The 22,311-nt window shown below is 74.7% G+C and carries 18 protein-coding genes, 1 tRNA gene and 2 pseudogenes; 9 read left to right on the forward strand and 12 right to left on the reverse strand.

The features are described from left to right. Positions 1–144: 144 nt before the first annotated feature. Together BX286_RS29595 and BX286_RS29600 are read right to left on the reverse strand one after the other, a co-directional pair. Positions 145–1,968, reverse strand: coding sequence for a long-chain fatty acid--CoA ligase (locus BX286_RS29595; protein ID WP_121017760.1), 1,824 nt, complete (start codon positions 1,966–1,968; stop codon positions 145–147). 156 nt (positions 1,969–2,124) lie between these two features. Beyond that, on the reverse strand, positions 2,125–2,976 hold the full coding sequence (locus BX286_RS29600) for a LysR substrate-binding domain-containing protein (protein WP_079430575.1): 852 nt from the start codon (positions 2,974–2,976) through the stop codon (positions 2,125–2,127). A 147-nt stretch (positions 2,977–3,123) separates the two neighbouring features. On the opposite strand from BX286_RS29600, the gene BX286_RS29605 reads away from it, so the two are divergent. Then, on the forward strand, positions 3,124–4,176 hold the full coding sequence (locus BX286_RS29605) for a bile acid:sodium symporter family protein (protein ID WP_121016810.1): 1,053 nt from the start codon (positions 3,124–3,126) through the stop codon (positions 4,174–4,176). Positions 4,177–4,185: 9 nt separating this feature from the next. Then, on the forward strand, positions 4,186–4,614 hold the full coding sequence (locus BX286_RS29610) for a (2Fe-2S) ferredoxin domain-containing protein (protein ID WP_121016811.1): 429 nt from the start codon (positions 4,186–4,188) through the stop codon (positions 4,612–4,614). On the opposite strand, the gene fdhD is transcribed toward BX286_RS29610, so the two are convergent. Next, the gene (gene fdhD / locus BX286_RS29615; RefSeq protein ID WP_079432044.1) at positions 4,611–5,456 is read right to left on the reverse strand and encodes a formate dehydrogenase accessory sulfurtransferase FdhD; all 846 of its coding nucleotides are present in this window, start codon (positions 5,454–5,456) and stop codon (positions 4,611–4,613) included. The genes BX286_RS29610 and fdhD overlap by 4 nt on opposite strands. Before the next feature lie 222 nt (positions 5,457–5,678). Here fdhD and BX286_RS29620 point away from each other — a divergent pair, with 222 nt between their 5' ends. The 3 genes from BX286_RS29620 (at position 5,679) to BX286_RS29630 (ending at position 8,617) form a co-directional block, all read left to right on the forward strand. Next, positions 5,679–6,620, forward strand: coding sequence for a beta-ketoacyl-ACP synthase III (locus BX286_RS29620; RefSeq protein WP_079430577.1), 942 nt, complete (start codon positions 5,679–5,681; stop codon positions 6,618–6,620). A gap of 147 nt (positions 6,621–6,767) precedes the next feature. Continuing rightward, positions 6,768–6,852, forward strand: a tRNA-Leu gene (locus BX286_RS29625). An 82-nt stretch (positions 6,853–6,934) separates the two neighbouring features. Continuing rightward, the gene (locus BX286_RS29630) at positions 6,935–8,617 is read left to right on the forward strand and encodes a serine/threonine-protein kinase (RefSeq protein WP_121016813.1); all 1,683 of its coding nucleotides are present in this window, start codon (positions 6,935–6,937) and stop codon (positions 8,615–8,617) included. 316 nt (positions 8,618–8,933) lie between these two features. Here the strand turns inward: BX286_RS29630 and BX286_RS37055 are convergent. Both BX286_RS37055 and BX286_RS29640 read right to left on the reverse strand, forming a co-directional pair. Beyond that, a pseudogene (locus BX286_RS37055) lies at positions 8,934–9,704 on the reverse strand (IclR family transcriptional regulator C-terminal domain-containing protein); the annotation flags it as partial. A gap of 761 nt (positions 9,705–10,465) precedes the next feature. Beyond that, positions 10,466–11,068, reverse strand: coding sequence for a sigma-70 family RNA polymerase sigma factor (locus BX286_RS29640; protein ID WP_237293158.1), 603 nt, complete (start codon positions 11,066–11,068; stop codon positions 10,466–10,468). Positions 11,069–11,459: 391 nt separating this feature from the next. Here BX286_RS29640 and metG point away from each other — a divergent pair, with 391 nt between their 5' ends. After that, complete coding sequence (gene metG / locus BX286_RS29645; protein WP_100862494.1) at positions 11,460–13,175, forward strand: methionine--tRNA ligase; 1,716 nt, start codon at positions 11,460–11,462, stop codon at positions 13,173–13,175. A gap of 215 nt (positions 13,176–13,390) precedes the next feature. Beyond that, on the forward strand, positions 13,391–14,590 hold the full coding sequence (locus BX286_RS29650) for a glycosyltransferase 87 family protein (RefSeq protein ID WP_121016814.1): 1,200 nt from the start codon (positions 13,391–13,393) through the stop codon (positions 14,588–14,590). Positions 14,591–14,672: 82 nt separating this feature from the next. Here the strand turns inward: BX286_RS29650 and BX286_RS29655 are convergent, their stop codons facing one another. The 4 genes and pseudogenes from BX286_RS29655 to BX286_RS29670 form a co-directional block, all read right to left on the reverse strand. Beyond that, positions 14,673–15,485: a hypothetical protein gene (locus BX286_RS29655; protein ID WP_079430580.1), complete on the reverse strand. Its 813-nt coding sequence runs from the start codon at positions 15,483–15,485 to the stop codon at positions 14,673–14,675. 141 nt (positions 15,486–15,626) lie between these two features. Next, on the reverse strand, positions 15,627–16,283 hold the full coding sequence (locus tag BX286_RS29660; protein ID WP_079430581.1) for a response regulator transcription factor: 657 nt from the start codon (positions 16,281–16,283) through the stop codon (positions 15,627–15,629). Beyond that, positions 16,271–17,596 (reverse strand): sensor histidine kinase, encoded by a 1,326-nt coding sequence (locus BX286_RS29665; protein WP_121016816.1) that lies wholly within the window; start codon positions 17,594–17,596, stop codon positions 16,271–16,273. The genes BX286_RS29660 and BX286_RS29665 overlap by 13 nt, the downstream gene beginning before the upstream one ends. 131 nt (positions 17,597–17,727) lie before the next feature. Next, positions 17,728–17,928: pseudogene (locus BX286_RS29670) on the reverse strand (YfcC family protein); the annotation flags it as partial. A gap of 168 nt (positions 17,929–18,096) precedes the next feature. On the opposite strand from BX286_RS29670, the gene BX286_RS29675 reads away from it, so the two are divergent. Both BX286_RS29675 and BX286_RS29680 read left to right on the forward strand, forming a co-directional pair. Then, positions 18,097–18,666, forward strand: coding sequence for a hypothetical protein (locus BX286_RS29675; RefSeq protein ID WP_121016817.1), 570 nt, complete (start codon positions 18,097–18,099; stop codon positions 18,664–18,666). A gap of 65 nt (positions 18,667–18,731) precedes the next feature. Further along, positions 18,732–19,508, forward strand: a complete 777-nt coding sequence (locus tag BX286_RS29680) for a DUF4239 domain-containing protein (RefSeq protein WP_079430584.1) — start codon at positions 18,732–18,734, stop codon at positions 19,506–19,508. A 74-nt stretch (positions 19,509–19,582) separates the two neighbouring features. Here BX286_RS29680 and BX286_RS29685 read toward each other — a convergent pair whose 3' ends face one another. From BX286_RS29685 to BX286_RS29695, 3 genes are all read right to left on the reverse strand, one after another. Beyond that, a complete protein-coding gene (locus tag BX286_RS29685) occupies positions 19,583–20,773 on the reverse strand; it encodes an MAB_1171c family putative transporter (RefSeq protein WP_121016819.1) in 1,191 nt (396 codons plus the stop codon). Next, the gene (locus BX286_RS29690; RefSeq protein ID WP_185117152.1) at positions 20,770–21,327 is read right to left on the reverse strand and encodes a toxin-antitoxin system, toxin component; all 558 of its coding nucleotides are present in this window, start codon (positions 21,325–21,327) and stop codon (positions 20,770–20,772) included. Before BX286_RS29690 ends, BX286_RS29685 begins: the two co-directional genes overlap by 4 nt. A 64-nt stretch (positions 21,328–21,391) precedes the next feature. Continuing rightward, the gene (locus tag BX286_RS29695) at positions 21,392–22,060 is read right to left on the reverse strand and encodes a helix-turn-helix transcriptional regulator (protein ID WP_042817517.1); all 669 of its coding nucleotides are present in this window, start codon (positions 22,058–22,060) and stop codon (positions 21,392–21,394) included. Positions 22,061–22,311: the final 251 nt, after the last annotated feature.

Below are 22,311 nucleotides of genomic sequence, written 5' to 3' on the forward strand. Positions count from 1 at the left end.
TGCGCGGTGGCGCACGGAGGGCCACAACCGGCCTCCCGCACACCGTATTCCCGCCCCCGCCACCTGCGGCCACCCCACCACCCGGACGGCCCAGCCCGCGCGGGAGCCGTACCGGCGGGTGCCCCGGCCGCGCGGGGTGGGCGGTCAGGAAGGGTAGAGCTCCGCGATCTCCCGCGCGTACGCCGATTCGATCGCCCGCCGCTTCAGCTTCAGCGAGGGCGTCAGCAGCCCCCGCTCCTCCGTGAACTGCCCCGTCAGCACCCGGAAGGCGCGGATCTGCTCGGCCTGCGACACCAGGGTGTTGGCCGCCACCACCGCCCGCCGCACCTCCGCCGTCAGCTCCGGATCCCCCACCAGCTGCTCCGCCGACCGCTGCGCCAGCCCGCGCATCGACAGCCAGTGCGCTATCCCCTCCATGTCCAGGGTCACCAGCGCCGTGACGAACGGCCGGTCGTTGCCCACCAGGACGCACTGGGACACCAGCGGATGCGAACGCACCCGCTCCTCCAGCGCCGCCGGCGCCACGCTCTTGCCGTTCGAGGTCACCAGGATCTCCTTCTTGCGCCCGGTGATCGTCAGATAGCCGTCGCCGTCCAGCCGCCCCAGGTCCCCGGTCGCCAGCCAGCCCTCCCGCAGCACCTCCTCCGACGCCCGCGCGTCGCCCAGGTAGCCGGAGAAGACGTGACGGCCGTACAGCCACACCTCCCCGTCCTCGGCGATGTGCACCGTGGTGCCCGGGATCGGCGGCCCCACCGTCCCGTACTTCACCGCACCCGGCGGGTTCGCCGTGGCCGCCGCGCAGGACTCCGTCAGCCCGTACCCCTCGAACACCGTGATCCCGGCGCCGTCGAAGAACAACCCCAGCCGGCGCGCCATCGCCGAGCCGCCCGACATCGCGTGCCGCACCCGCCCGCCCAGGGCCTCGCGGACCTTGCCGTACACCAGCTTCTCGAAGAGCTGGTGCTCCATCCGCAGCGCGGCCGAGGGCCCCGGCCCCGTCCCGAACGCCTTCTGCTCCCGCGCCTCCGCGTACCGCACGGCCGTCTCCACCGCCCGGTCGAAGGGCCCCGTCCGCCCCTCCGCCTCCGCCGTGCGGCGCGCCGCCGCGAACACCTTCTCGAAGACGTACGGGACCCCCAGTACGAACGTCGGCCGGAAGGCGGCCAGATCGGGCAGCAGCTCCGAGGCGGCCACCGCCGGCTGGTGCCCGAGCTTGACCCCCGCCCGGACGGCGGCCACCTCCACCATCCGCCCGAAGACGTGCGCCAGCGGCAGGAACAACAGGGTCGACGGCTGCTCGCCCGGCCCCGCCCGGAACACCGACTTCCAGCGGGCGACCAGCGTGTCGGCCTCGAACATGAAGTTCGCGTGGGTGAGCACGCACCCCTTGGGGCGGCCCGTCGTCCCCGAGGTGTAGATGACGGTGGCGACCGCGTCGGGGGTCACCGCACGCCGGTGCCGGTGCACGACGTCCTCGTCCACCCCCCGCCCGGCCGCCACCAGTTCGGCCACCGCCCCGGCGTCGAGCTGCCACAGCAGCCGCAGCCGGGGCAGCCGCTCGATCACCGAACCGACCGTCATCGCCTGGTCCTCGTCCTCCACGACGCACCCGGTGCAGGAGGAGTCGTACAGGATCCAGTGCACCTGCTCCGCCGACGAGGTCGGATAGACCGGGACCGGCTGGGCGCCGATCGCCCACAGCGCGAAGTCGAACAGGGTCCACTCGTAGCGGGTGCGCGCCATCACCGCGACCCGGTCCCCGAACCGCACCCCCTGCGCCAGCAGCCCCTTGGCGAGCGCGAGCACCTCCCCGGCCAGCTCCCCGGAAGTCACGTCCCGCCACACCCCGGCCGTCTTGCGGCCCAGCGCCACCCGGTGCGGGTCCTGCCCGGCATGCTCGAAGACCACGTCGGCCAGGCCGCCGGCCGGCGGGCCGCTGACCACGGGGGGCACGGTGAACTCGCGCAACATTCCGCTCCTTGGATCCCGGGCGCCGAGACGCTACCCCACCGGCCCCCACGCCCGGCACCCCTGCGGAAACCTCCACAAGATCCCCTCGCGCACGGCCCCGCCCGACCTGCGCACTCACCCGCGCGGGGCCGGGCCGAGCCGCCCGCCGCCGCCCTACGCCGCCCGGCTCAGCCGGTCCCCGCCCGCCAGCACCGCGGCCGCCAGCGCCTCCGCGGCCGGCGTCGGGCGGCGCCCCTGGAGCAGGGCGAACTCCACCGGCCCCAGCTCCGGCAGCCCGCCCACCCGCACCAGACCCGGCGGGATCAGCCCCCGGGTGTGCGCCATCACCCCGAGCCCCGCACGGGCCGCCGCGATCAGACCGCTCAGGCTCCCGCTCGTACAGGCGATCCGCCAGGCCCGCCCCTCCCGCTCCAGCACCTCCAGCGCCCGCGCCCGGGTGATCCCCGGCGGCGGGAACACGATCAGCGGCACCGGGCGCTCCGGGTCCAGCCGCAGCCCCTCCGCCCCGATCCACACCATCCGGTCCCGCCACACCAGCCGGCCCCGCTCGTCCCCCGGCCCGCGCCGCTTGGCCAGCACCAGGTCCAGACGGCCCTCGTCCAGCCGCTCGTGCAGGACGCCCGACAGCTCGACCGACAGCTCCAGGTCCACCTCGGGGTGCTCGTGCCGGAACCCCTCCAGGATCTCCGGCAGCCGCGTCAGCACGAAGTCCTCCGAGGCCCCGAACCGCAGCCGCCCCCGCAGCCGCGTCCCGGCGAAGAAGGCCGCCGCCCGCTCGTGCGCCTCCAGGATCGTGCGCGCGAAGCCCAGCAGCGCCTCCCCGTCCTCCGTCAGCGCCACGCTGTGCGTGTCCCGGGCGAACAGCGGCCGGCCCGTGGCCTCCTCCAGCCGCCGCACGTGCTGGCTGACCGTGGACTGCCGCACCCCCAGCCGCCCCGCGGCCTGGGTGAAGCTCAGCGTCTGGGCCACCGTGAGGAAGGTGCGCAGCTGGACCGGGTCGTACACACCCCCAGACTAAGGCGGGCTCATCACGATGCGCGATGGCAGTCAGAGCGGTGTGCGGGTTTCCCGATGACCGGCGAGCGGCGACGATGGAAGCCGCCCGCCGCAACCGGGCACCCTCCCTTGGACGACAGCAAGCGAGCACCGCCCATGCCACGCCCCCGACTCCCCGCCCGGCTCCCCCTGGACCCCTACGTCCTGGCGCTGCTCGCCACCGTGGGCCTCGCCGCGCTGCTCCCCGCCCGCGGCCCCGCCGCCACCGTCGCCGACGGCGCCTCCACCGCCGCCGTGGCCCTGCTCTTCTTCCTCTACGGAGCCCGGCTCTCCACCCGCGAGGCCCTTGACGGACTGCGCCACTGGCGGCTCCACCTCACCGTGCTGGCCTGCACCTTCCTGCTCTTCCCGGCCCTCGGCCTGGCCGCCCGCTTCCTCGTGCCCACCCTCCTGACGCAGCCCCTCTACAACGGACTGCTCTTCCTCTGCCTGGTCCCCTCGACCGTCCAGTCCTCCATCGCCTTCACCTCGATCGCCCGCGGCAACGTCCCCGCCGCGATCTGCGCCGGCTCCTTCTCCAGCCTCGCCGGCATCGTCGTGACCCCCCTGCTCGCCGGAGCCCTGCTCGGCGGCGACACCGGCGGCTTCTCCGCGGACTCCCTCCTGAAGATCGTCGTCCAGCTGCTGCTCCCCTTCCTCCTCGGCCAGACCCTGCGCCGCTGGGTCGGCGGCTTCCTCACCCGCCACAAGAAGGTCCTCGGCCTCGTCGACCGGGGCTCGATCCTCCTCGTCGTCTACGCCGCCTTCAGCGCGGGCATGGCCGCCGGGGTCTGGCACCGGGTCAGCCTCCCGCGCCTGGGCGCGCTGATGGCCGTGGAGGCCGTGCTCCTCGCCGCCATGCTCCTCGTCACCTGGTACGGGGCCGGCCGCCTCGGCTTCGGCCGCGCGGACCGGATCGCGATCCAGTTCGCCGGGTCCAAGAAGAGCCTGGCCGCCGGACTCCCCATGGCCAGCGTCCTGTTCGGGGCCCAGGCCTCCCTGGCCGTGCTGCCGCTCATGCTCTTCCACCAGATGCAGCTGATGGTCTGCGCCGCCCTCGCCCGCCGCCGCGCCCGCGACCCGCAGGAAGGGGACGGCGCCCAACTCCCGGACCGCTCTGTGGCGGAGGTCTCGTCCCGGCCCCAACACCCGGCCGCGCGGGGCCGGTAACGTGCGGCGGTGACCTGGATACGCCCGCTCGCCGCCCACGCCCCCCGCCCCTGCACCCTCGTGGTCTGCCGGGGCTGCTGCTGCGGGGACCCCCGCAAGAACCCCGGCACCGACCACGCCGGCCAGCTCGCCCGGCTCCGCGAGGCCGCCGACGCCTCCGGGGGCCGGCTGGCCGTACGGACCAGCGACTGCCTCGGGCCCTGCGAGCGGGCCAACGTGATCGTGGTCCAGCCCACCACCGAGGCCCGCCGCCGGGGCGCCCGCGCCGTCTGGTTCGGCTGGGCCCTGGACGACACCGCGACGGACGAGATCATCGCCTGGGCCGAGTCCGGCGGCCCGGGCGCCACCCCGCTCCCGGCCACCCTCGACCTGCACCGCATCGACCCCCCGGAGCCGAAACCGGCCGCCACCCCGCGCCGGGGCAGGCGCCGACCCTAGGACCCCTCGGGGGCGGGCAGGAGGATCCGTTCCTCACCCGCGTAGATGTTCATGTCCGGCCCCCGCAGGAAGCCCACCAGCGTCAGCCCCGAGTCCGCCGCCAGGTCCACCGCCAGCGAGGACGGCGCCGACACCGCCGCCAGCACCGGGATCCCGGCCATCACCGCCTTCTGCGCCAGCTCGAACGAGGCCCGGCCCGACACCAGCAGCACCGCCCCGGCCAGCGGCAGCCGCCCGGCCTGCAGCGCCCGCCCGACGATCTTGTCCACGGCGTTGTGCCGCCCCACGTCCTCCCGTACGTCGAGCAGCTCGCCCTCCGCCGAGAACAGCCCGGCGGCGTGCAGCCCGCCCGTGCGGTCGAAGACCTTCTGCGCCGCCCGCAGCCGGTCCGGCAGCTCCGCGAGCAGTTCCGCGCGGAGCCGTACCGGGTCCGCGGCGAGCCCCGGGAAACGCGTCGCCGTACGCACCGCGTCCAGGCTGGCCTTGCCGCACAGACCGCAGGAGGAGGTGGTGTAGACGTTGCGCTCCAGCGTGATGTCCGGCACCGGAACCCCGGCGGCCAGCTGCACGTTGACCACGTTGTAGGTGTTGGAGCCGTCCTCCGCGGCCCCCTCGCAGTAGGTCACGGCCTGGACGTCCGACGCCCGCGCGATCACGCCCTCGCTGACCAGGAAGCCCGCCGCCAGCGCGAAGTCGTCACCGGGGGTGCGCATCGTGATGGCCAGCGGCTTGCCGTTCAGCCGTATCTCCAGCGGCTCCTCCGCGACCAGGGTGTCCGGCCGGACACCGGCCGCCCCGCCCCGGACCCGTATGACGCGGCGCCGCTCGGTGACCCGTCCCATCGCGATCAGCCCCGCCCGCTTCCGTCCTGCGTCGTGCACCGATCGTGCACCTGACGAGGACATTCTCCCGGATCGTCGACGGGCCCGGTCTCCGGGCTGGGGGATGCTGGGAATTCTCCAAATTCCGATGCCCCAATCCTGTTGGGTTGCATGCAGACGTACTCGCCGGTAGCAGGAGAAGGTGAATGATCCTGACTGCCGTACAAAAGGGGGATCCCGCCCATGACCGGTTCACGCGTGGTGGCGCTAGGGCACTACCAGCCCGCGAAGGTGCTCACCAACGAGGACCTCGCGGGCATGGTCGAGACCAGCGACGAGTGGATCCTCTCCCGCGTCGGCATCAGGACCCGGCACATCGCGGGCCCCGACGAACCGGTCGACGAGCTGGCCTACCAGGCCGCCGCCAAGGCCCTCGCCAACGCCGGCCTGGCCCCCGACGACATCGACCTCGTCATCGTGGCCACGTCCACGGCCATCGACCGTTCCCCCAACATGGCCGCCCGCGTCGCCGCCAAGCTGGGGATGGCCGGCGCGCCCGCCGTGATGGACCTCAACGTCGTCTGCTCGGGCTTCACCCACGCCCTGGCCACCGCCGACCACGCCATCCGTTGCGGCTCCGCCACCCGTGCCCTGGTCATCGGCGCCGACACGATGGCCGGGATCACCGACTGGACCGACCGCACCACCTGCGTGCTGACCGGCGACGGCGCCGGCGCCGCCGTCGTCGAGGCCAGCGCCGAACCGGCCATCGGCCCGGTGCTGTGGGGCTCGGTCCCGGAGATGGGCCACGCGGTGCGCATCGAGGGCACCCCGCCGGTCTTCGCGCAGGAGGGCCAGGCCGTCTACCGCTGGACCACCAGCCGGCTTCCGGCCCTGGCCCGCAAGACCTGCGAGAAGGCCGGGATCACCCCCGAGGAGCTCGCCGGGGTCGTCCTGCACCAGGCCAACCTGCGGATCATCGAGCCCCTCGCCGCCAAGATCGGCGCCGTGAACGCCGTCGTCGCCCGCGACGTCGTCGACTCCGGCAACACCTCGGCGGCCAGCATCCCGATGGCCCTCTCCAAGCTGGTCGAGCGCGGAGAGATCCCCACCGGCGCCCCGGTCCTCCTGTTCGGCTTCGGCGGCAACCTCTCCTACGCCGGCCAGGTCATCCGCTGCCCCTAGGGCGTCGACGACCGGGCCCGGGAAGTGTCCGGCCGCAGGTCAGCGCGGCGTGGCGGGCCGGCGGCCGGGCCGGATAACTGGTCGGAGGGCCGCCGATCCTTTGCTATGGTTGTCCATGTCGCCGCGGGAAACCGGGGCCGACCACCGGTCCGGGTGGCGGAATGGCAGACGCGCTAGCTTGAGGTGCTAGTGCCCTTTATCGGGCGTGGGGGTTCAAGTCCCCCCTCGGACACAGACAGAGAACCCCACTCCGGTGGGGTTCTTTTTCGTGTTCCGGGGCGGAGCCCGGTGGCCGGATCCGCCGGTGCGGCATCATGGGCCCGACCGGGTCGAGGGGGAACAGCGTGCCGCAGGACGAACCGCGCAAGGACGTCGTGATCGCCGGGCGGTACCGCCTGGGGAAGAGGCTGGGCCGGGGCGGCATGGGGACCGTCTGGCAGGCCTCCGACGAGCTCCTGGGACGTGCGGTCGCCGTGAAGGAACTCCACGTCGGCGAGGACGGGGAAGCGGCGGGGGCGCTGCGCGAGGCCCGGACCGTCGCACAGATCAAGCACCCGCACGTGGTCGTCGTGCACGACGTCGTCGAGGACGACGCCCGGCCGTACATCGTCATGGAACTCGTCGAGGGCGGCTCGCTCGCCGACCGCCTCACCACCACCGGCCCCCTGGACACCGGGGAGACCGCCCGCGTCGGACTCGCCCTGCTCGGCGCCCTGGACGCGGCCCACGAGCGCGGGGTGCTCCACCGCGACGTCAAGCCGGCCAACGTCCTCATGGAGGCGGGCACCGGACGGGTGGTGCTCACCGACTTCGGCATCGCCCGCCTGGCCGGTTCCACCACCATCAGCGAGACCGGCGCATTCGTCGGCTCGCCCGAGTACACCTCTCCCGAACGGATGCAGGGAGCCGCCGCCGGCCCCGCGTCCGACCTGTGGTCCCTGGGCGCCCTGCTGTGCGCCGCGCTGACCGGAGAGTCCCCCTTCCACCGCGACTCGCTGGGCGGGGTCCTGCACGCCGTCGTGCAGGACGAGATCCGCCCGCCCGCACAGGCGGGCCCGCTGGCCCCGCTGGTCCGTGGCCTGCTGGAACGCGACCCCGACCGCCGGCTGGGAGCGGCCCAGGCACAGCGGATGCTGTCGGCGTACGTGACCACCGGCAGCCTCCCCGTCCTCGGCCCCGCCACCGCCCCCGACCGGTCCGCCGCCCCCGCCCCCGCCCCGGCGGGCTGGACGCCGACCGAACGGGCCACCGCGCAGACCGGCCCCGCGCAGGAGGCGAAGCCCCGGGCGGGTCTGCGCGCCGGACTGGTCGCCGCGCTCGTCGTGACGGCCGTCGTCGGCGCCGTGGCCGTGACCTCCCTGCTCTCCCGCCCGGCGGGCGGCCGGGACACCGCGCAGGACGACCGCCCCGGCCCGGCGGCCTCCGCCACGACCGCCCCGCTGCTCCCGGCGGCCTCCCCGCCCGCGACCCCCGCCGCCTCCCCCGCGATGGCGACGGCGACGGCGACCACCACCGTGACCGCGCCCGCACCGGCCCCGCCCGCCCCCGCCGGGAAGCCCGCGCCCGCCGGGTACCGGTGGGTCGCCGACCCGGCGGGCTTCGGCCTCGCAGTGCCCCAGGGCTTCCAGCGCACCACCGACGACCAGCGGGTCTTCTACGTCTCCCCGGACGGCGCGTTCCGGATCGGCATCAAGGTGACGTCCGCGTCGCCGGGCGGAGCGCTCGCCGCGATGCGGCGCTCCGACGCGAACGGACCGTCCAACAACCCCGGTTACCGCGACGGCTCGGTCGTCCCCACCACCCACGACGGACTGCCCGCGGCCCTGTGGGAGTTCACCTGGAACGGCTTCAGCACCGCCGAGGGCCCACGGCACACCTACGACCTGGGCTGGGACCGGAACGGCCGGATGTACGACGTCTGGGTCTCGGCCCCCGTCGGCCGCCTCGCCGAGGCCAGGGCCCACTTCGACACCGCCCTCGACTCCTTCGCGTCCTAGGAGCCACGGCATCCCGTCAGGTGCCCAGGACCACCAGCCCCTCCTGGGCCGGGAGGCTGCCCGGGGCCAGGGGGCCCAGGGTCTGGGGCAGCGCCAGGCGCGGGCCCTCGCCCTCCGGATCGGTCCCGAACAGGTACGCCGCCCCTGACGCGGAGTCGCTGACCAGGTGCGGGCCGGCGGCCGACGCCGCGAACCGGGTCAGCGGGGTCCGGAAGAGCCGGCCCAGGTGGCGCAGGTGGCGCAGGGTCTCCGGGGTCGGGGCGGCGGCCGCCGGGGGCGGGGCCTGCTCCGGGGCGTCGGGTGGGATGGCACCCCACAGCAGCAGGGCCAGCAGCACCGGGACCGCCTTGCGGCGCAGGGCCTCCGTGGCCTCCTGCAGGCGGTGGGCGTGGGCGGCGGGCAGGGAGAGGGCCAGGCTTCCGGCGGCGCCGCCCGTGGCGATGGGCACCGCCGAGCAGACGACCCCGGGGGAGTACTCGCGCAGGTCGAAGACGGGGGCTCCGGGGGCCAGCGCGTCCAGGGCGCTGAACAGGGCCCGGCTGTCGGTGATGGTGTGCGGGGTGAGCCGGGCCGGGCGGTGGCGGGCCACGTGGTCGGCCCGGACCTCGTGGTCGAGCTGGGTCAGCAGGCACTTGCCGACCGCGCTGGCGTGCGCGGCGGCCTTGAAGTCCACCCACTCCCGCACCGGCGGGGCACCGGGCCCGTCCGCCATCTGGGTGATCCGGACCTCGCCCTCCGCGTACCGGCTGAGGTAGACGGCGGCGCCCGCGCTGTCCCGTGCCAGCGCCAGGGTGCGCTGGAGCTGTGCCGCCAGAGCGCCGCCGCCCGGGGCGGCGAGCCGGTCCAGCGCCGGGCCGGGCGCGTACACCCCGGCGCCGGGCCGGTAGGCGTACTCCTCCTCGCACAGCATCGACAGCAGCGGCCGCAGCGCAGCCTCCGTGAGCCCGGCCTTCCGCGCGAGCTGCCCGGCGCGCACCCCCAGCGGGTGCCGCTCCAGGACCCGTACGACGTCCAGCGCGCGCCGCGCCTGCGCCAGGGCCTCGCCGGTCTCGGCCCGCACCGCCGTCCCCCGCGCGGCCGCGGTCAGCGCGGGGTGGCGCAGCGGGCCCGCGGCGGGGCGCGGCCGGCGCGCCGGGAGCCGGGGCGGCGCCAGGAACGCGGCCAGCACCCCGGGAAGCTCCGGGCCGGGCAGCGGCACCGGGCCCAGGTCGGGATCGTCGCACTGGACGACGTGACGCAGGACGGCCGCCTGGGCGCACAGCCGCACCTCACGCAGCTCCCGGCGCCCCCCGGGCCTGAAGCCGCGGCGGCCCAGCTCGCGGGCCCAGTGGCGGGCGTCGTGGTGCTCCCCGCGCCGGGAGTGGTCCAGGAACAGGCAGTACGCGGCGGGGGCGGTGCGCGCGTTCCCGGACCCGGCGGCGAACTGCCACCAGAACCGGGCGCCCTCGCCCAGCCCCGCCAGGTGCAGCAGGCAGCCGAAGACGACCGCGCCCGGCGGGTCGGCGTGGCCGCCGTCCACGAAGCGGCAGAGGTCGCGCCGCGCGTGCGGGTCGCAGACCACGGAGAGGCAGGCGGCCTTCAGGTCCCGGCGGGCCCGTTCGGAGTCCACGGGACAGTCCCGGGCGGGGTCGCTCCAGCCGAAGGGGCGCCGCCGGCCCCGGCCGGCCGGGTCGGCCGGGGCGCCCGACGCGCGGGGGGTGCGCAGCAGGCGGGCCTCGGCGGCGCCCAGGTCGTAGTGCGGGTAGCGGTCGCGCACGCCCGCGCGGAGCAGGAATTCGGACAGGGGGCGCCGGGCCGCGGCGCGGCTCCGGTCCGCCCCGGTGCGGTCGTCGTCGTCGGCGGCGGCGGTCATGATTCGGGAGCGGTGTCGAGCAGCCGCGCGAGGCGCCGGTGGGCCTGGCCGAGCTGCGAGCGGACGGTGGCCTCGTCGACGCCCATCACGGCGGCGGCCTCGCCCGGGGTGCACTGGAGCCCGTAGCGCAGCATCACGGTGTCCCGCTGCCGCTCGGCGAGGCGGGAGACGGCCTGGTAGAAGCGGATGGTGTCGGTCAGTACCTCGTACTGGTCGGGATGCTCCTCCTTCAGGGCCGCCTCGAAGGCGCTGATGTCCATCGGCTCGGGCCGGCGCAGGCGGGGGTCGCGGCGCTGCTGCCAGTCGACGATGCGCTGTTTCAGCACGGTCCAGGCGTAGGCGTCGAGGCGGTCCATGTGCAGCATGCGGAGCCATTCGTGCATGATCGAGTCGAAGGTGGCGTCCACCGCGTCCTCGGCGTCCGCGTCGGAGCCGAGCTGGAGGTACGCGAAGCGCATGTACGCCGGCCGCCGGTTGCTGTGGAAGGCCCAGTACGACAGGCGCGCCGTCGGGTCCCACTGGCTCATGGGCGTCGGCTGCCGCCGCCGGCTGGGCAGTCCCACGGCCCCGCCGGACTCCTCCGGTCCGCCATCGTTCACCGTTCCCCACCTCATCCCCTGGTGCCGGTCCATGAGAGCAGTACCGGCGCACTCGGGGGGCGTGGATGAGGAAGCTGAAGGGATTACGTCGGGCGGTGACCGGTTCGTGAGCGATCCCGATCAGGCGGGGGGCCCGTCGGTACGTACGCATATGCCGATGCATATGCCGACGCATATGCCGACGCATGCGCCGACGCATGCGCCGGGCCCGGAGGCGGCCCCGGCGTCCGCCCTCCGGATACCGGTCGGGGTCCGGGCCCGCGGTTCGATACGATGAACCGCCTCACCATGCGTATTCGGCAGGGCACGCCCACGGCACGCCCACGGCACGTCCGAGGGGGGCCGCCGCCGCATGGATCCGTAGAAATGAACTGAAATGGAGCATCCGAGGATGGCTCGACACCTGATCACCAGCGCGCTTCCGTACATCAACGGGATCAAGCACCTGGGCAACATGGTCGGGTCGATGCTTCCGGCGGATGTGTACTCCCGGTACCTCCGCCAGCGCGGCCACGACGTCCTGTACATCTGCGCCACCGACGAGCACGGCACCCCCGCCGAACTCGCCGCCAAGGAGGCCGGGATCTCGGTCGCCGAGTTCTGCGCGCAGGCCCACGACGCCCAGAAGGCGGTCTACGACGGCTTCGAGCTGTCCTTCGACTACTTCGGCCGCAGCTCCTCCGCGCAGAACGCCGAGATCACGCAGCACTTCGCGCGGCAGCTCCAGGCGAACGGCTTCATCGAGGAGCGGGCGATCCGGCAGGTGTACTCGCCCGCCGACGGCCGCTTCCTGCCGGACCGCTACGTCGAGGGCACCTGTCCGCACTGCGGTTACGACAAGGCCCGCGGCGACCAGTGCGAGAACTGCACCCGCGTCCTCGACCCCACGGACCTGATCGAGCCCCGTTCGGCCATCTCCGGCTCCACCGAGCTGGAGGTCCGCGAGACCAAGCACCTCTTCCTGCTGCAGTCCAAGCTCCAGCACGAGGTCGAGGCCTGGGTCGCGCGCCACGAGGAGGAGTGGCCGCAGCTGGCGTCCTCCATCGCCCGCAAGTGGCTGACCGAGGGCCTGCACGACCGCGCCATCACCCGCGACCTCGACTGGGGCGTCCCGGTCCCGGCCGACACCTGGCCCGAACTGGCCGCCGAGGGCAAGGTCTTCTACGTCTGGTTCGACGCGCCCATCGAGTACATCGCCTCCACCAAGGAGTGGGCGGACGCCGACCCGGCGGGCCGCGACTACAAGTCCTGGTGGTACGAGGCCGAGGACGTCCGCTACACGCAGTTCATGGCCAAGGACAACGTCCCGTTCCACACGGTGATGTTCCCGGCCACCGAGCTCGGCACCCGCGAGCCCTGGAAGAAGGTCGACTACGTCAAGGCCTTCAACTGGCTGACGTACTACGGCGGCAAGTTCTCCACCTCGCAGAAGCGCGGCGTCTTCACCGACCAGGCGCTGGAGATCCTTCCGGCCGACTTCTGGCGCTACTTCCTGATCGCCAACGCCCCCGAGTCCGACGACTCCTCGTTCACCTGGGAGCACTTCGCGGCCACGGTCAACAAGGACCTCGGCGGCACCCTCGGCAACTTCGTCAACCGCGTCCTGACCTTCTCCCGCAAGAAGTTCGGCGACGAGGTCCCGGCCGGCAGCCCCGCCGGCGAGGCCGAGGCCAAGCTGGGCGAGCAGATCGCCGAGCTGCTGGCCGAGTACGAGGGCCACATGGAGACCCTCCAGTACCGCAAGGCCGCCGCCGCGCTGCGCGCCCTGTGGTCCGCGGGCAACTCCTACCTGGACGAGAAGGCCCCCTGGCTGGAGGTCAAGACCGACCTCGACGCCGCCGCGCTGACCCTGCGCACCGCGATGAACCTCATCCACCTCTACTCGGTGGTCTCCGAGCCGTTCATCCCGGCCTCGGCGCGCGCCATGCGCACCGCGTTCGACCTGCCCGGCGACACCGCGACCTGGGTGACCCCGGAGCAGGCCAGGGCGCTGGACGCGGTTCCGGCCGGGACCCCGTTCACCGTGCCGCCGGTCCTGTTCGCCCGTGTCACCGAGGAGGACCTGGAGTCCTACCGCGAGCGCTTCGGCGGTTCCCCGGAGGCCTGAGGCCCCCCGCGACCGCTGCCCGAAGGGCGCGACCCCACCCGGGGCCGCGCCCTTCGGCGCACCCGGGGCCGGGCTCGGGTTCCGGCCCGGTTCCGGCCCGGGGCCGGGCTCCGGACGCGCTGGAGGAGGCGGTCCCGGGGGTAGGGAAAACCCCACCGTGAAAGCTCCGCCCAGGCGTGCAGACCCGGCGGGGGCCGCGCGGCTGGAATGGGGCCATGACCCCTTCCCGTACCGCCCGGTGGACCGCCGGCTGGCTGCTGGCCGCCGTGTGGGCCCTGTCCTTCCCCCTGTTCTCCGCCCTGGCCCCGCACCGCCTGTGGGGCTGGTGCGCGGCCGCCGGATACCTCGCCGCCGCCGCGGCCACCGTCCTCGGCCGGCGCCGGGAGGCCCTGGGCGCGGCCCTGCTGGGCGCCGTCGCCGTCCCCCTCCTGTACCTGGTCCTGACCGGGCAGGGCCAGTCCGAGGTCGGCGTGATCGAGCGGTCCGGGCGGCTCCTCCTCGGCACCGGGAAGATGTACGTCGACCACCCCGCCGGGGTCGCGGAGTACACCCCCTACCTCCCGGCCATGTCCCTCCTCGGCCTGCCCCGCGCCCTGCTCGACGGCGGCTCCGGCGGGGGAGGGGGATGGGCGGTCCGACTGCTGGGCGACGCCCGCATCTGGTGCGCGGCCGTCCTGGCCGGCGGCATGTGGGCCGGCCGCCGCCTCCTCGGCGCGGCCCCCTCGCCCCTGCTCCCGCTGCTGGTGGCTTCGCCGGTGGTGGCACTTCCGCTGGCCGTGAGCGGGGTGGACCTGCCGCTGGCGGGCCTGTGCTGCCTCGCCCTCGCGGCGGCCGCCTCGGGCCGCCCGGCCCTGGCCGGGGCGGCCCTGGGGGCGGCGTGCGCCCTGAAGTGGACGGCGCTGCCCGCGGTGGCGGTGGCGGCGGCCCTCCTCGGTTCCCGCTCCGGCGCCCGGGCGGCGGTCCGCTGCGCGGTGGCGGCGGGGGCGGTGACGGCCGCCCTGGTGCTGCCGGGGGCCCTGCTCCAGCCGGCGGAGCTGTGGCGGCAGGTGTTCGCCTTCCCGACGGGCCGGGCCGAGGTGGCGACCCCGGCGGGCAGCCCCCTGCCGGGGCACCTGCTGGCGGAACTCGGGCCGTGGGGCTGGTACCTGGCGGCGGCCCTGCTGGTGCTGGGCGGGGTGGGGGTGGCCCTCTCGCTGTGGGTGCGCCCGCCGCGCACGGCGGTGGCCGCGGCGGACCGCCTCGCGCTGGGGCTGACCCTGGCCTTCCTGCTGGCCCCGGCCGGCCGCTTCGGCTACCTGGCGCTGCCGGTGCTGCTGGTGGCCTGGGCCCGCTCGGCCGCCCCCGCGGGGGCCGTCCCGTCGCGGGTGGTGGCCCGGTCCGCGGCGCGGGGGCCGCGTCCGGCGCCCGCCCGCTGAAGGGCGGGGCGGTCCCGGGGATGCGTGGGGTCAGGGCGCGCTCGGGGCAGGCGGCGGGCGGCGGGTGGGGGCGCGGGGCAGGTCAGGGCGCGACGGTCTCCTCGTACCGCTCGACCTGTTCGTCGACCGCGCGCTGGAGCGGCTGCAGCCGCTCGGACAGCTGCCGGAGGTCGGCCGTCCGGCCGTCGGACCACTGCCCGAGCGCGGCCACCACGACCCGGCCGGTGCCCGAGAAGGACTGCACCAGCCCGGCCCCGGGCCCCAGCACGGCCAGTCCCGATCCGGGCGGCGGGGCCTGGACGCCGACCTGGTGGTCGTCGGGGGCCGTCGTCAGCCCGGTCACCACCCTGACCGTGTCCGCGGGGTCCCGCAGGGTGAAGACGGCGATGGTGAACTGGTTGTTCCCGTCGTCCTTGTAGAGGGCGGTCTCCCCGCCGACGCAGCCCTTGCCCTCGGCGAGCATCGCGGCGAGGCGGGGGCCGGCGGAGTCCGGCTCGGAGCAGGAGCCCAGCACCTTCGTCGCGACCCGGACGAAGGTGCCCCCGGAGCCGTCCGGTACTTCGGCGGGGAACACGTCGGCCGGCGGGACCGCCGGCCGGCCGGCGGCCGGTGCAGCCGACGCCGAGGGGGAGGGGGCCGCGGTGGGGGAGGCCGTCCTCCTCGGCCGGACGGTGACCCGCTCCTCGTCGGACGGGTCGGTCAGGTCGAGCGTGACGAGGGCCAGGAGGCCCATCAGCAGCAGCAGCCCGAGGACGAGCGCCCACGTCCGCGTGGGCCCCGGCGCGGCGGACTCGTGGATCGAGGCGCCACGGACGAAGTCCTCGTCGAGGACCACGTTCCACTCGTCCTCGCCCGGTCCGGCCGGATCGTCGGGCATCTCATCGTTCTTCGGCACCCTGAGACCTTAGTGCCGCCCCGGCCGATCTGAACATCCCCAGGTCACGGGCTCATCACCCGGCCGACCTCGGGTCCTGCGCGCGGGCGGACCCGAGGTGAGCGCGGTCCGGCGCGGCGGCCGGTGCCGGCACGGGTACCCCTACGCGCCCGCGCCGCGCAGGTGGGCCAGGACGGCCAGGACGCGGCGGTTGCCCTCCGTCGGGTCCAGTTCCAGTTTCGTGAAGATGCTGCCCGCGTGCTTCACCACGGAGGCCTCGGTGACGAACAGCCGCGCCGCCAGAGCCTGGTTGTTGAGCCCCTCCGCCATCAGGGCCAGCACCTCGCGCTCGCGCGGGGTGAGCCGGGCGAGGGGGTCGTTCGCCGGCCGGGGCGCCAGGAGGACGCGGACCACTTCCGGGTCGATGACCGTCTGCCCCGCGTGCACCCGCCGCAGGGCGTCGAGGAATTCCTCGACCTCACCGACCCGGTCCTTGAGCAGATAGCCCAGCCCGGCCGCCGAACCGCCCGTGAACAGCTGCGTGGCGTAGGCGGTGGCCACGTACTGCGACAGCACCAGAACCGGCAGCGCGGGGTCGGCGCGGCGCAGGGCGAGCGCGGCCCGCAGCCCCTCGTCGCGCAGCCCGGGCGGCATCCGCACGTCCGTCACCACCACGTCGGGCCGCTCGGCCTCCACCGCCCGCAGCAGGGCGGGGGCGTCGCCGACGGCGGCGAGGACGCGGTGGCCGCCGAGGGCCAGCAGCTCCGTCAGGCCCGCGCGCAGCAGCACCGAGTCCTCGGCCAGGATCACCCGGAGCACGGCACCTCCATCCGCAGCCGCGTCGGCCCGCCGGCCGGACTGCTCACCGTCAGCCTCCCGCGCAGCATCGCCACCCGGTCCGCGAGCCCCGCCAGCCCCGCTCCCGCGCCGGGATCGGCGCCGCCGCGGCCGTCGTCGGTGACGGTGAGGGTGAGCCGGCCGTCCTCGACCCCGCCGGCGACGTCGACCCGGGAGGCGCCGCTGTGCTTGGCGGCGTTGGCCAGGGCCTCGGTGACGGTGAAGTACGCGGTGACCTCGACCGGTTCGGGCAGCCGTGGTACCTGGAGGTCCACCGTGACGGGGACCGGATGGCGCAGCGCCACCTCGGCGACGGCCGCGGCCAGCCCGTGGTCGGTCAGCACCTGCGGGTGCATCCCCCGCACCAGGTCCCGCAGTTGGGCCAGTGCCAGCTTGGCCTCCTCGCGGCCCCGGCGCACCAGGGCGGCGGCCCCGTCGGCGCCGGGGGCCCTGCGCAGCTCCAGCTCCGCGAGGCCCAACGTCATGCTGAGGGCGACCAGTTGCTGCTGGGCCCCGTCGTGCAGGTCCCGTTCGATGCGGCGCCGCTCCGCCTCGAAGGCCTCGACCAGCCGGACCCGCGAGCGGGTCAGCTCCAGGACCCGGGCGTCCTCCTCGTGCGGCCCGAGCAGCAGCCGCACCGTCTTCACCTGCACCCCGGTGATCAGCGCGGCCGCGTACGCGGCGAGGGCCAGTCCGGCCAGGCCCGCGGCGGTGCCGCCGAGGGCCTCCAGCGGGCCCGCCACCGCCTCGCCGGGTATCAGCATCACCGGCTCCGGGGCGAGGGCCCACACGATCACGGGGGAGACCACCAGGATCAGCGAGAGGGCCACCAGGGCCAGCACCCCGAACCCGGCCGCCCCGAAGGCCGGCCCGAGCAGCACGGCGTACCCGAACTCCCGCCAGGTGGCCCGCTCCCGCAGCCGCGTCCGCAGCCAGGCCCCCGCGCCGGCGCCGGCGAGCGAGGTGTGCGGATCCGCGACGGGTTCCGCCTCGACCCACCTCAGCCGCCGCCGCTCCAGCTCCCCCAGGGGCACCGCCCCGGCCAGGGCGCCGGCCAGCAGCACCAGACCGATCCCGGCGACCGCCAGCAGCAGCCCGAGCCCGAGGAGCAGCACGAGCGCGCACAGCACCCCGTACCCGAGCACGAACCCGCTGCCGAGATACGCCCAGCACCGCCAGGGCCACCAGGACGCCAGGAACCGCAACGGCCGCCGCAGCGACCGCCATACCGCCACGGCCGGTTCGAGGGGCGGCGCGGGGTCTGGAGCGGGGTCAGGAGTGGTGGATCCGGGCATGGGGACCAGCCTAGGCGACGGGGCAGCGCGCCCGACGGGCCGTCACACGGCCGCGCCCAGCGCCACGAACCCGCAGATCAGCACCAACAGCAGGACCAGCAGCGGCCAGACGAAGCGGAGGTAGGTGTCGAGGTGCCGACCGCCACGAGCCGGTCGTAGCCGAGCGCCAGCATCATCGGCACCAGCAGCCCGTAGAAGCCGAGCGTCTCCTCGGCGAAGCCCTCTACGGTGCCGAGGACGGAGAAGACCACCATCACGGCGGCGATCAGCAGGGCCCCGCGGTCGCGCAGCCGGTGCGCGAGGCGGGCGATGCCCCGGTCGAGGGCGCCGGAGTGGTCCGTAAGGGTGAGCGGACCCCGGGGCGCGCGGGGGCGTCATCGGCCCGGCCCGGAATCACCCCTCGGACAAGGATCTTGACCCGCCCGGCGCGTGTCGAACCGGGCCCTTGATCGTTTCTTCACCCGTAACCCTCATATCGGCTGCCGAATCGGAGGACCGCGGTGACGGCTTGGCAGTACTACGCCGGGGCGGGCATGGTGGCCGCGCTCTGCCCGCTGCACGGCCACGTGGCGGTCGCGGGCGACGGGCACGGCAGTGGGGCCCGGGTCGACATCTGCGTACCGGCCGGGCGCCCCGCGCGGCCGCCCATGCCGCCGCCGCCCGTTGCCCGGCCCGGCACCCCGGCCGTGGTCCCGCCCGCCGTACGGGTGCGGGTGCCCGGCGCCGGACGGCCCGCCGTGCACCACCCCGGCGAGGCGCCGGGCCTGCCCGGGACCCCGGCACCCGGGGCCCCGGCACCGGACGGCGGGGCGCAGCCGGCCCCGGCTCCGCCGGCGTCCCCGCCGGGGCCGCAGGCGGCGCCGGAGGCCGCAGCCTCCGGTCCGGCCGCGCCCGGGACCGCCGCGCCGGTGGGCGCCTTCCACGTCCGCCCGTACCGCTCCGTGGCCCTGGAGCGGCGCGGCCCGAACGGACTGAGCACCATGATGCTGATGGTGGTCGTCACCACCCCGGCCGTGCTCGCCGCCGCCGCGCTGCGCCCCCGCTCCAAGGGCCGGGGCTCCGCCTCCTGAGACACCGCCGCGCCGCGGCTTCGAACCGCTGACACACCGACGCATCCACGAACGGGAGATCCCTCGTGTCCGAATGGCTGGTCCTGGCCATCGCCATGGCGCTCGTCTGCGCCCTCGTCCTCGCCATGACCGTGATCCGGCACCGCCGGGTCGCGGACGACGAGGACACCAGCGAAACCCCCGACGTCATCGAGTACATGACGATGATGGTCGGCGTGGTCTACGCGATCGTCCTGGGCCTGGCCATCGCGGGGGTCTGGGAGGCACGCGGCGCCGCCGAGGACAGCGTGCGCCGCGAGGCCCAGTCGCTGTACGAGGTCACCCAGCGGGCCGACGTCTACCCGGCGCCCGTCCGCGACCGGATCCGCGGCGAGGTGGACGCGTACGTCTCGCACACCGTCAACGTCGACTGGCCGCGCCTCGTCTCCGGCCGGGAGGCCTCCCCCGAGGGCGCCCAGCTGCTCGGGAAGCTGCGGACGGACGTCACCCACCAGAGCCCCGCCAACGAGCTCCAGGCGCAGGCCTACCAGCCGCTGCTCGACCAGATCGCGGCCGCCGACGACGCCCGGCACTCGCGCACGCAGAGCGACGAGTCCACCCTGCCGAGCGTGGTCTGGGTCGGGCTGGTGGTGGGCGGCGTCGTCACCATCGGGCTGATCTTCACCCTGCAGATCCGGCGCTCGGGCCGCGAGCTGCTGCTGGCCGGTCTCTTCAGCGCCCTGATCGTGTTCCTGCTGTTCATGGTCTGGAGCTTCGACGCCCCCTTCGGGCGGGACGGCACCGACTCGGCGGGAGCCTTCCAGGACCTGTTCCCGGCCCTGTCGGTGACGGCCTCCCGCTGAGGCCCCATGGGCCCATCGGCTCTCTGGCTCCGCGGCCCCGGGCCCCGGGGCCCCGCGGTCCGGCCCCGGCGGGCTCAGCTCCCCGCCGGGGCCGCCTGCTGCCGGGCCGCGGCCACGAGCGGCGAGTGCCGCAGCGCGTGCGAGATCCGGACGAGGTCGCGCGGCCCGTCGGCGGTGACGAGCACCCGGTCCGCGTCCGTTTCCTCCTCCTCGGTCCCGGCCACCGCCTGCGGGTCGGCGGCGCAGACCAGCACCGCGGCCGCCACCATCGCCGCGTCCGCGACGGCGCGGGCCGTCTCCTCGTCCGCGCCGGTCTCCAGGGCCCGCTCGTAGGCGGCGTCGCGGTGGCGCCGGTCGAAGCAGGGGCCCAGCCTCAGGAACCCGTCGTGGATGTCGGACTCCCGCTGGATCACCCGGATCTCGGCCGGGGACCACCAGGACATCCGCACCCCCGGGGTGTCGCCCGGCGCGGTGCTCTGCACCTCGTGCCACAGCGCCCCCAGGTCCCGGTAGGTGCTCCAGGTCCGCCAGCTGTCGGACACCCGCTGGTACAGCAGGGGCAGCACGAAGCCCACCGAACTGACCAGCGCTCCGGCGGAGGCCAGCGGCGGGGCGACGAAGGTGCTCAGGAAGTCCAGGTCGTGGCCCAGCCAGCGGGCGGCGACGGCCGACATCTTCGCGGCGTCGTACGCCAGGCTGATGGCGTAGCCCGAGACGATGATCAGCAGGCCGGCCCGGAGCCAGCCGCAGACCTGGAGGGACCAGCGCCAGCACATCGAGACCATCATCATCACGGCCACGTTGTGCGCCAGCAGGTAGGAGGCGATCATCAGCCGGATGTAGGGGGTGTTCGCGTAGTACGTGTCGAAGTCGCGCAGCCGCTCGACGGGGGCCGCGCCGAGGGCGAACAGGATGACGATCGCCGTGATGACCACGGAGTAGCCGGCGATCCAGCGCATCGAGGTGTGCCTGATCTCCTCCGCGGGGCCGCCGCGCCAGTTGAACACCAGGACGAGGCAGGAGGCGCTGAAGGCCGTCATCAGGCAGTAGACCAGGGGAGCGGAGAAGTTGGCGATCCCCGTCCAGCGGTTGACGGCTTCGATGGTGGGCGGGGCGGCGAAGGTGAAGACCGCGCCGGCGAGGAGGAGCAGGAAACAGACCGACCGCAGGAGCGGATCGCGCCAGTTGGTGCGCAGGGCCGGCAGCTTGCAGACGAGGGAGACCGCCATCGCGGCCGCCGGGATGTAGTAGTCCGGTCCTTTCAACGGTCGTTCCTGTGCCCCCGGTAGCCGAGGGAGGTCTCGATCCGTCCCGCCAGCTCGTCCCGCCGGCCGGCCGCCCGCCCGCCGGAGGACCCGGCCAGCCAGGTGCGGCATCTGCTGCCGAGGAGGAGGCCGAACGTCTCGGCCTCGGTCTCCTCCCGGACGTCGGCGCGGGTGCGCGCGGCGACGCTGCGGACCGTCTCGCCGAGGTCGGCCCCGTCGGTCAGCAGCCGGGCCGCGACGGCGGCGCCGTCGACGTGGTGGCTGCAGTGGCCGGCCTGCATGTGCCAGAGCTCGTGGCCCAGGATGACCAGCTGGTGGTCCGGCGCGGTGCGCTCCTCGATCACGACCAGGTCCCGGTCCGCCATGTCGAGCCACAGACCGCTCGCGGTCCCCTGGGGGAACGCCGCCATCCGGAACTGCACCGGGCGGCCCCGGTGCCTGCTCATGCCGTCGCAGAGGGCGGTGTAGAGGTCCACGGGTTCCACGGGGCCGGCCAGCTTGATGCCGGACACCAGCTCCGCGCACAATCGCCGCTGCGCTCTGCCTATGCTCACCGTTCTCCCCGTCGACGCGGATCCGGATCAGGACTCAAGGATCAGATCCAGACTTTCGACTGGGTCATGATTCGTTCGGTTTGACGCTTTCGAGAAGCATGTCCAGCCATTCGGTCACCTTGTCCCGGTGCTTGTCGCTGGGCAGTTGGGCGGCTCGCCAGGCGATGCCCCGGACGCCGTGGTTCTGCAGGAGCCGGGCGAGCGGGTCGCCGGCCGCGGCGGCCTCGGCCGGTACGGTCTGCCGCTCGCGCCCCGCGAAGTCCTGGAGGAGCTGCTGCTCGGTGCGCTGGAGGGCGTCGGTGAGGGCGTCGGCGTCATGGGCGGTGAGGAAGCCCGCGTGCACCCCGAAGAAGCGCTGGATGGCGTCGCAGTGCTCCATGGTGGGCCGCCGGTCGCCGTTGATGAGGGCGCCCGCCTGCTGCCGCGACATCCCGGCGCCGTCCGCGATCTCCTGCTGGGTGTAGCGGCGGCCGTTGGGCTTCACCCGGGTGCGCCGCAGCAGGTCGAGGCGCTGGAGGAAGCGCGCCTGGAGATCGGGTTCACCGGCCCGCCGGCCGTCCAGGAGGGACCTGATCACGTCCGTGGGGACCCCGGAGGCCTCCGAGAGGCGGCGGAGGTCGAAGACCTGGTTCGGGTCGCGGCCCATTTTGTTCGCCAGCTCGGCGACCCGCGTGACGGTTGCCGCCAGGGGCGCGTTGGCCACCGCGACGGGAGCCGGGAAGCCGTCTGTCACCAGTGGTTCTCCTAGATCGCGCGAGGTGAGTGGGCACGTGGTCGGCCTCAGGGAATCTATCCGGTTTGTTTTGGGAGAGCCATAACTTGCCACAGCTGTGGCGCGAATGAGCTGTCGCCAGGCTGGAATTGCCACAATAGTTGACACTCGAATGAAGTCGGTAGCAGGATCGCCACACGGAAATGAAGATCCAGACCGTTGAGGAGGGGGAGCTCTCGGTGCCACATCTCGCAGCGGTGGGCCCGTCTGAT

Source organism: Streptomyces sp. 3211.6 (assembly GCF_003634815.1).
Taxonomy (GTDB): Bacteria; Actinomycetota; Actinomycetes; order Streptomycetales; family Streptomycetaceae; genus Streptomyces; species Streptomyces katrae_A.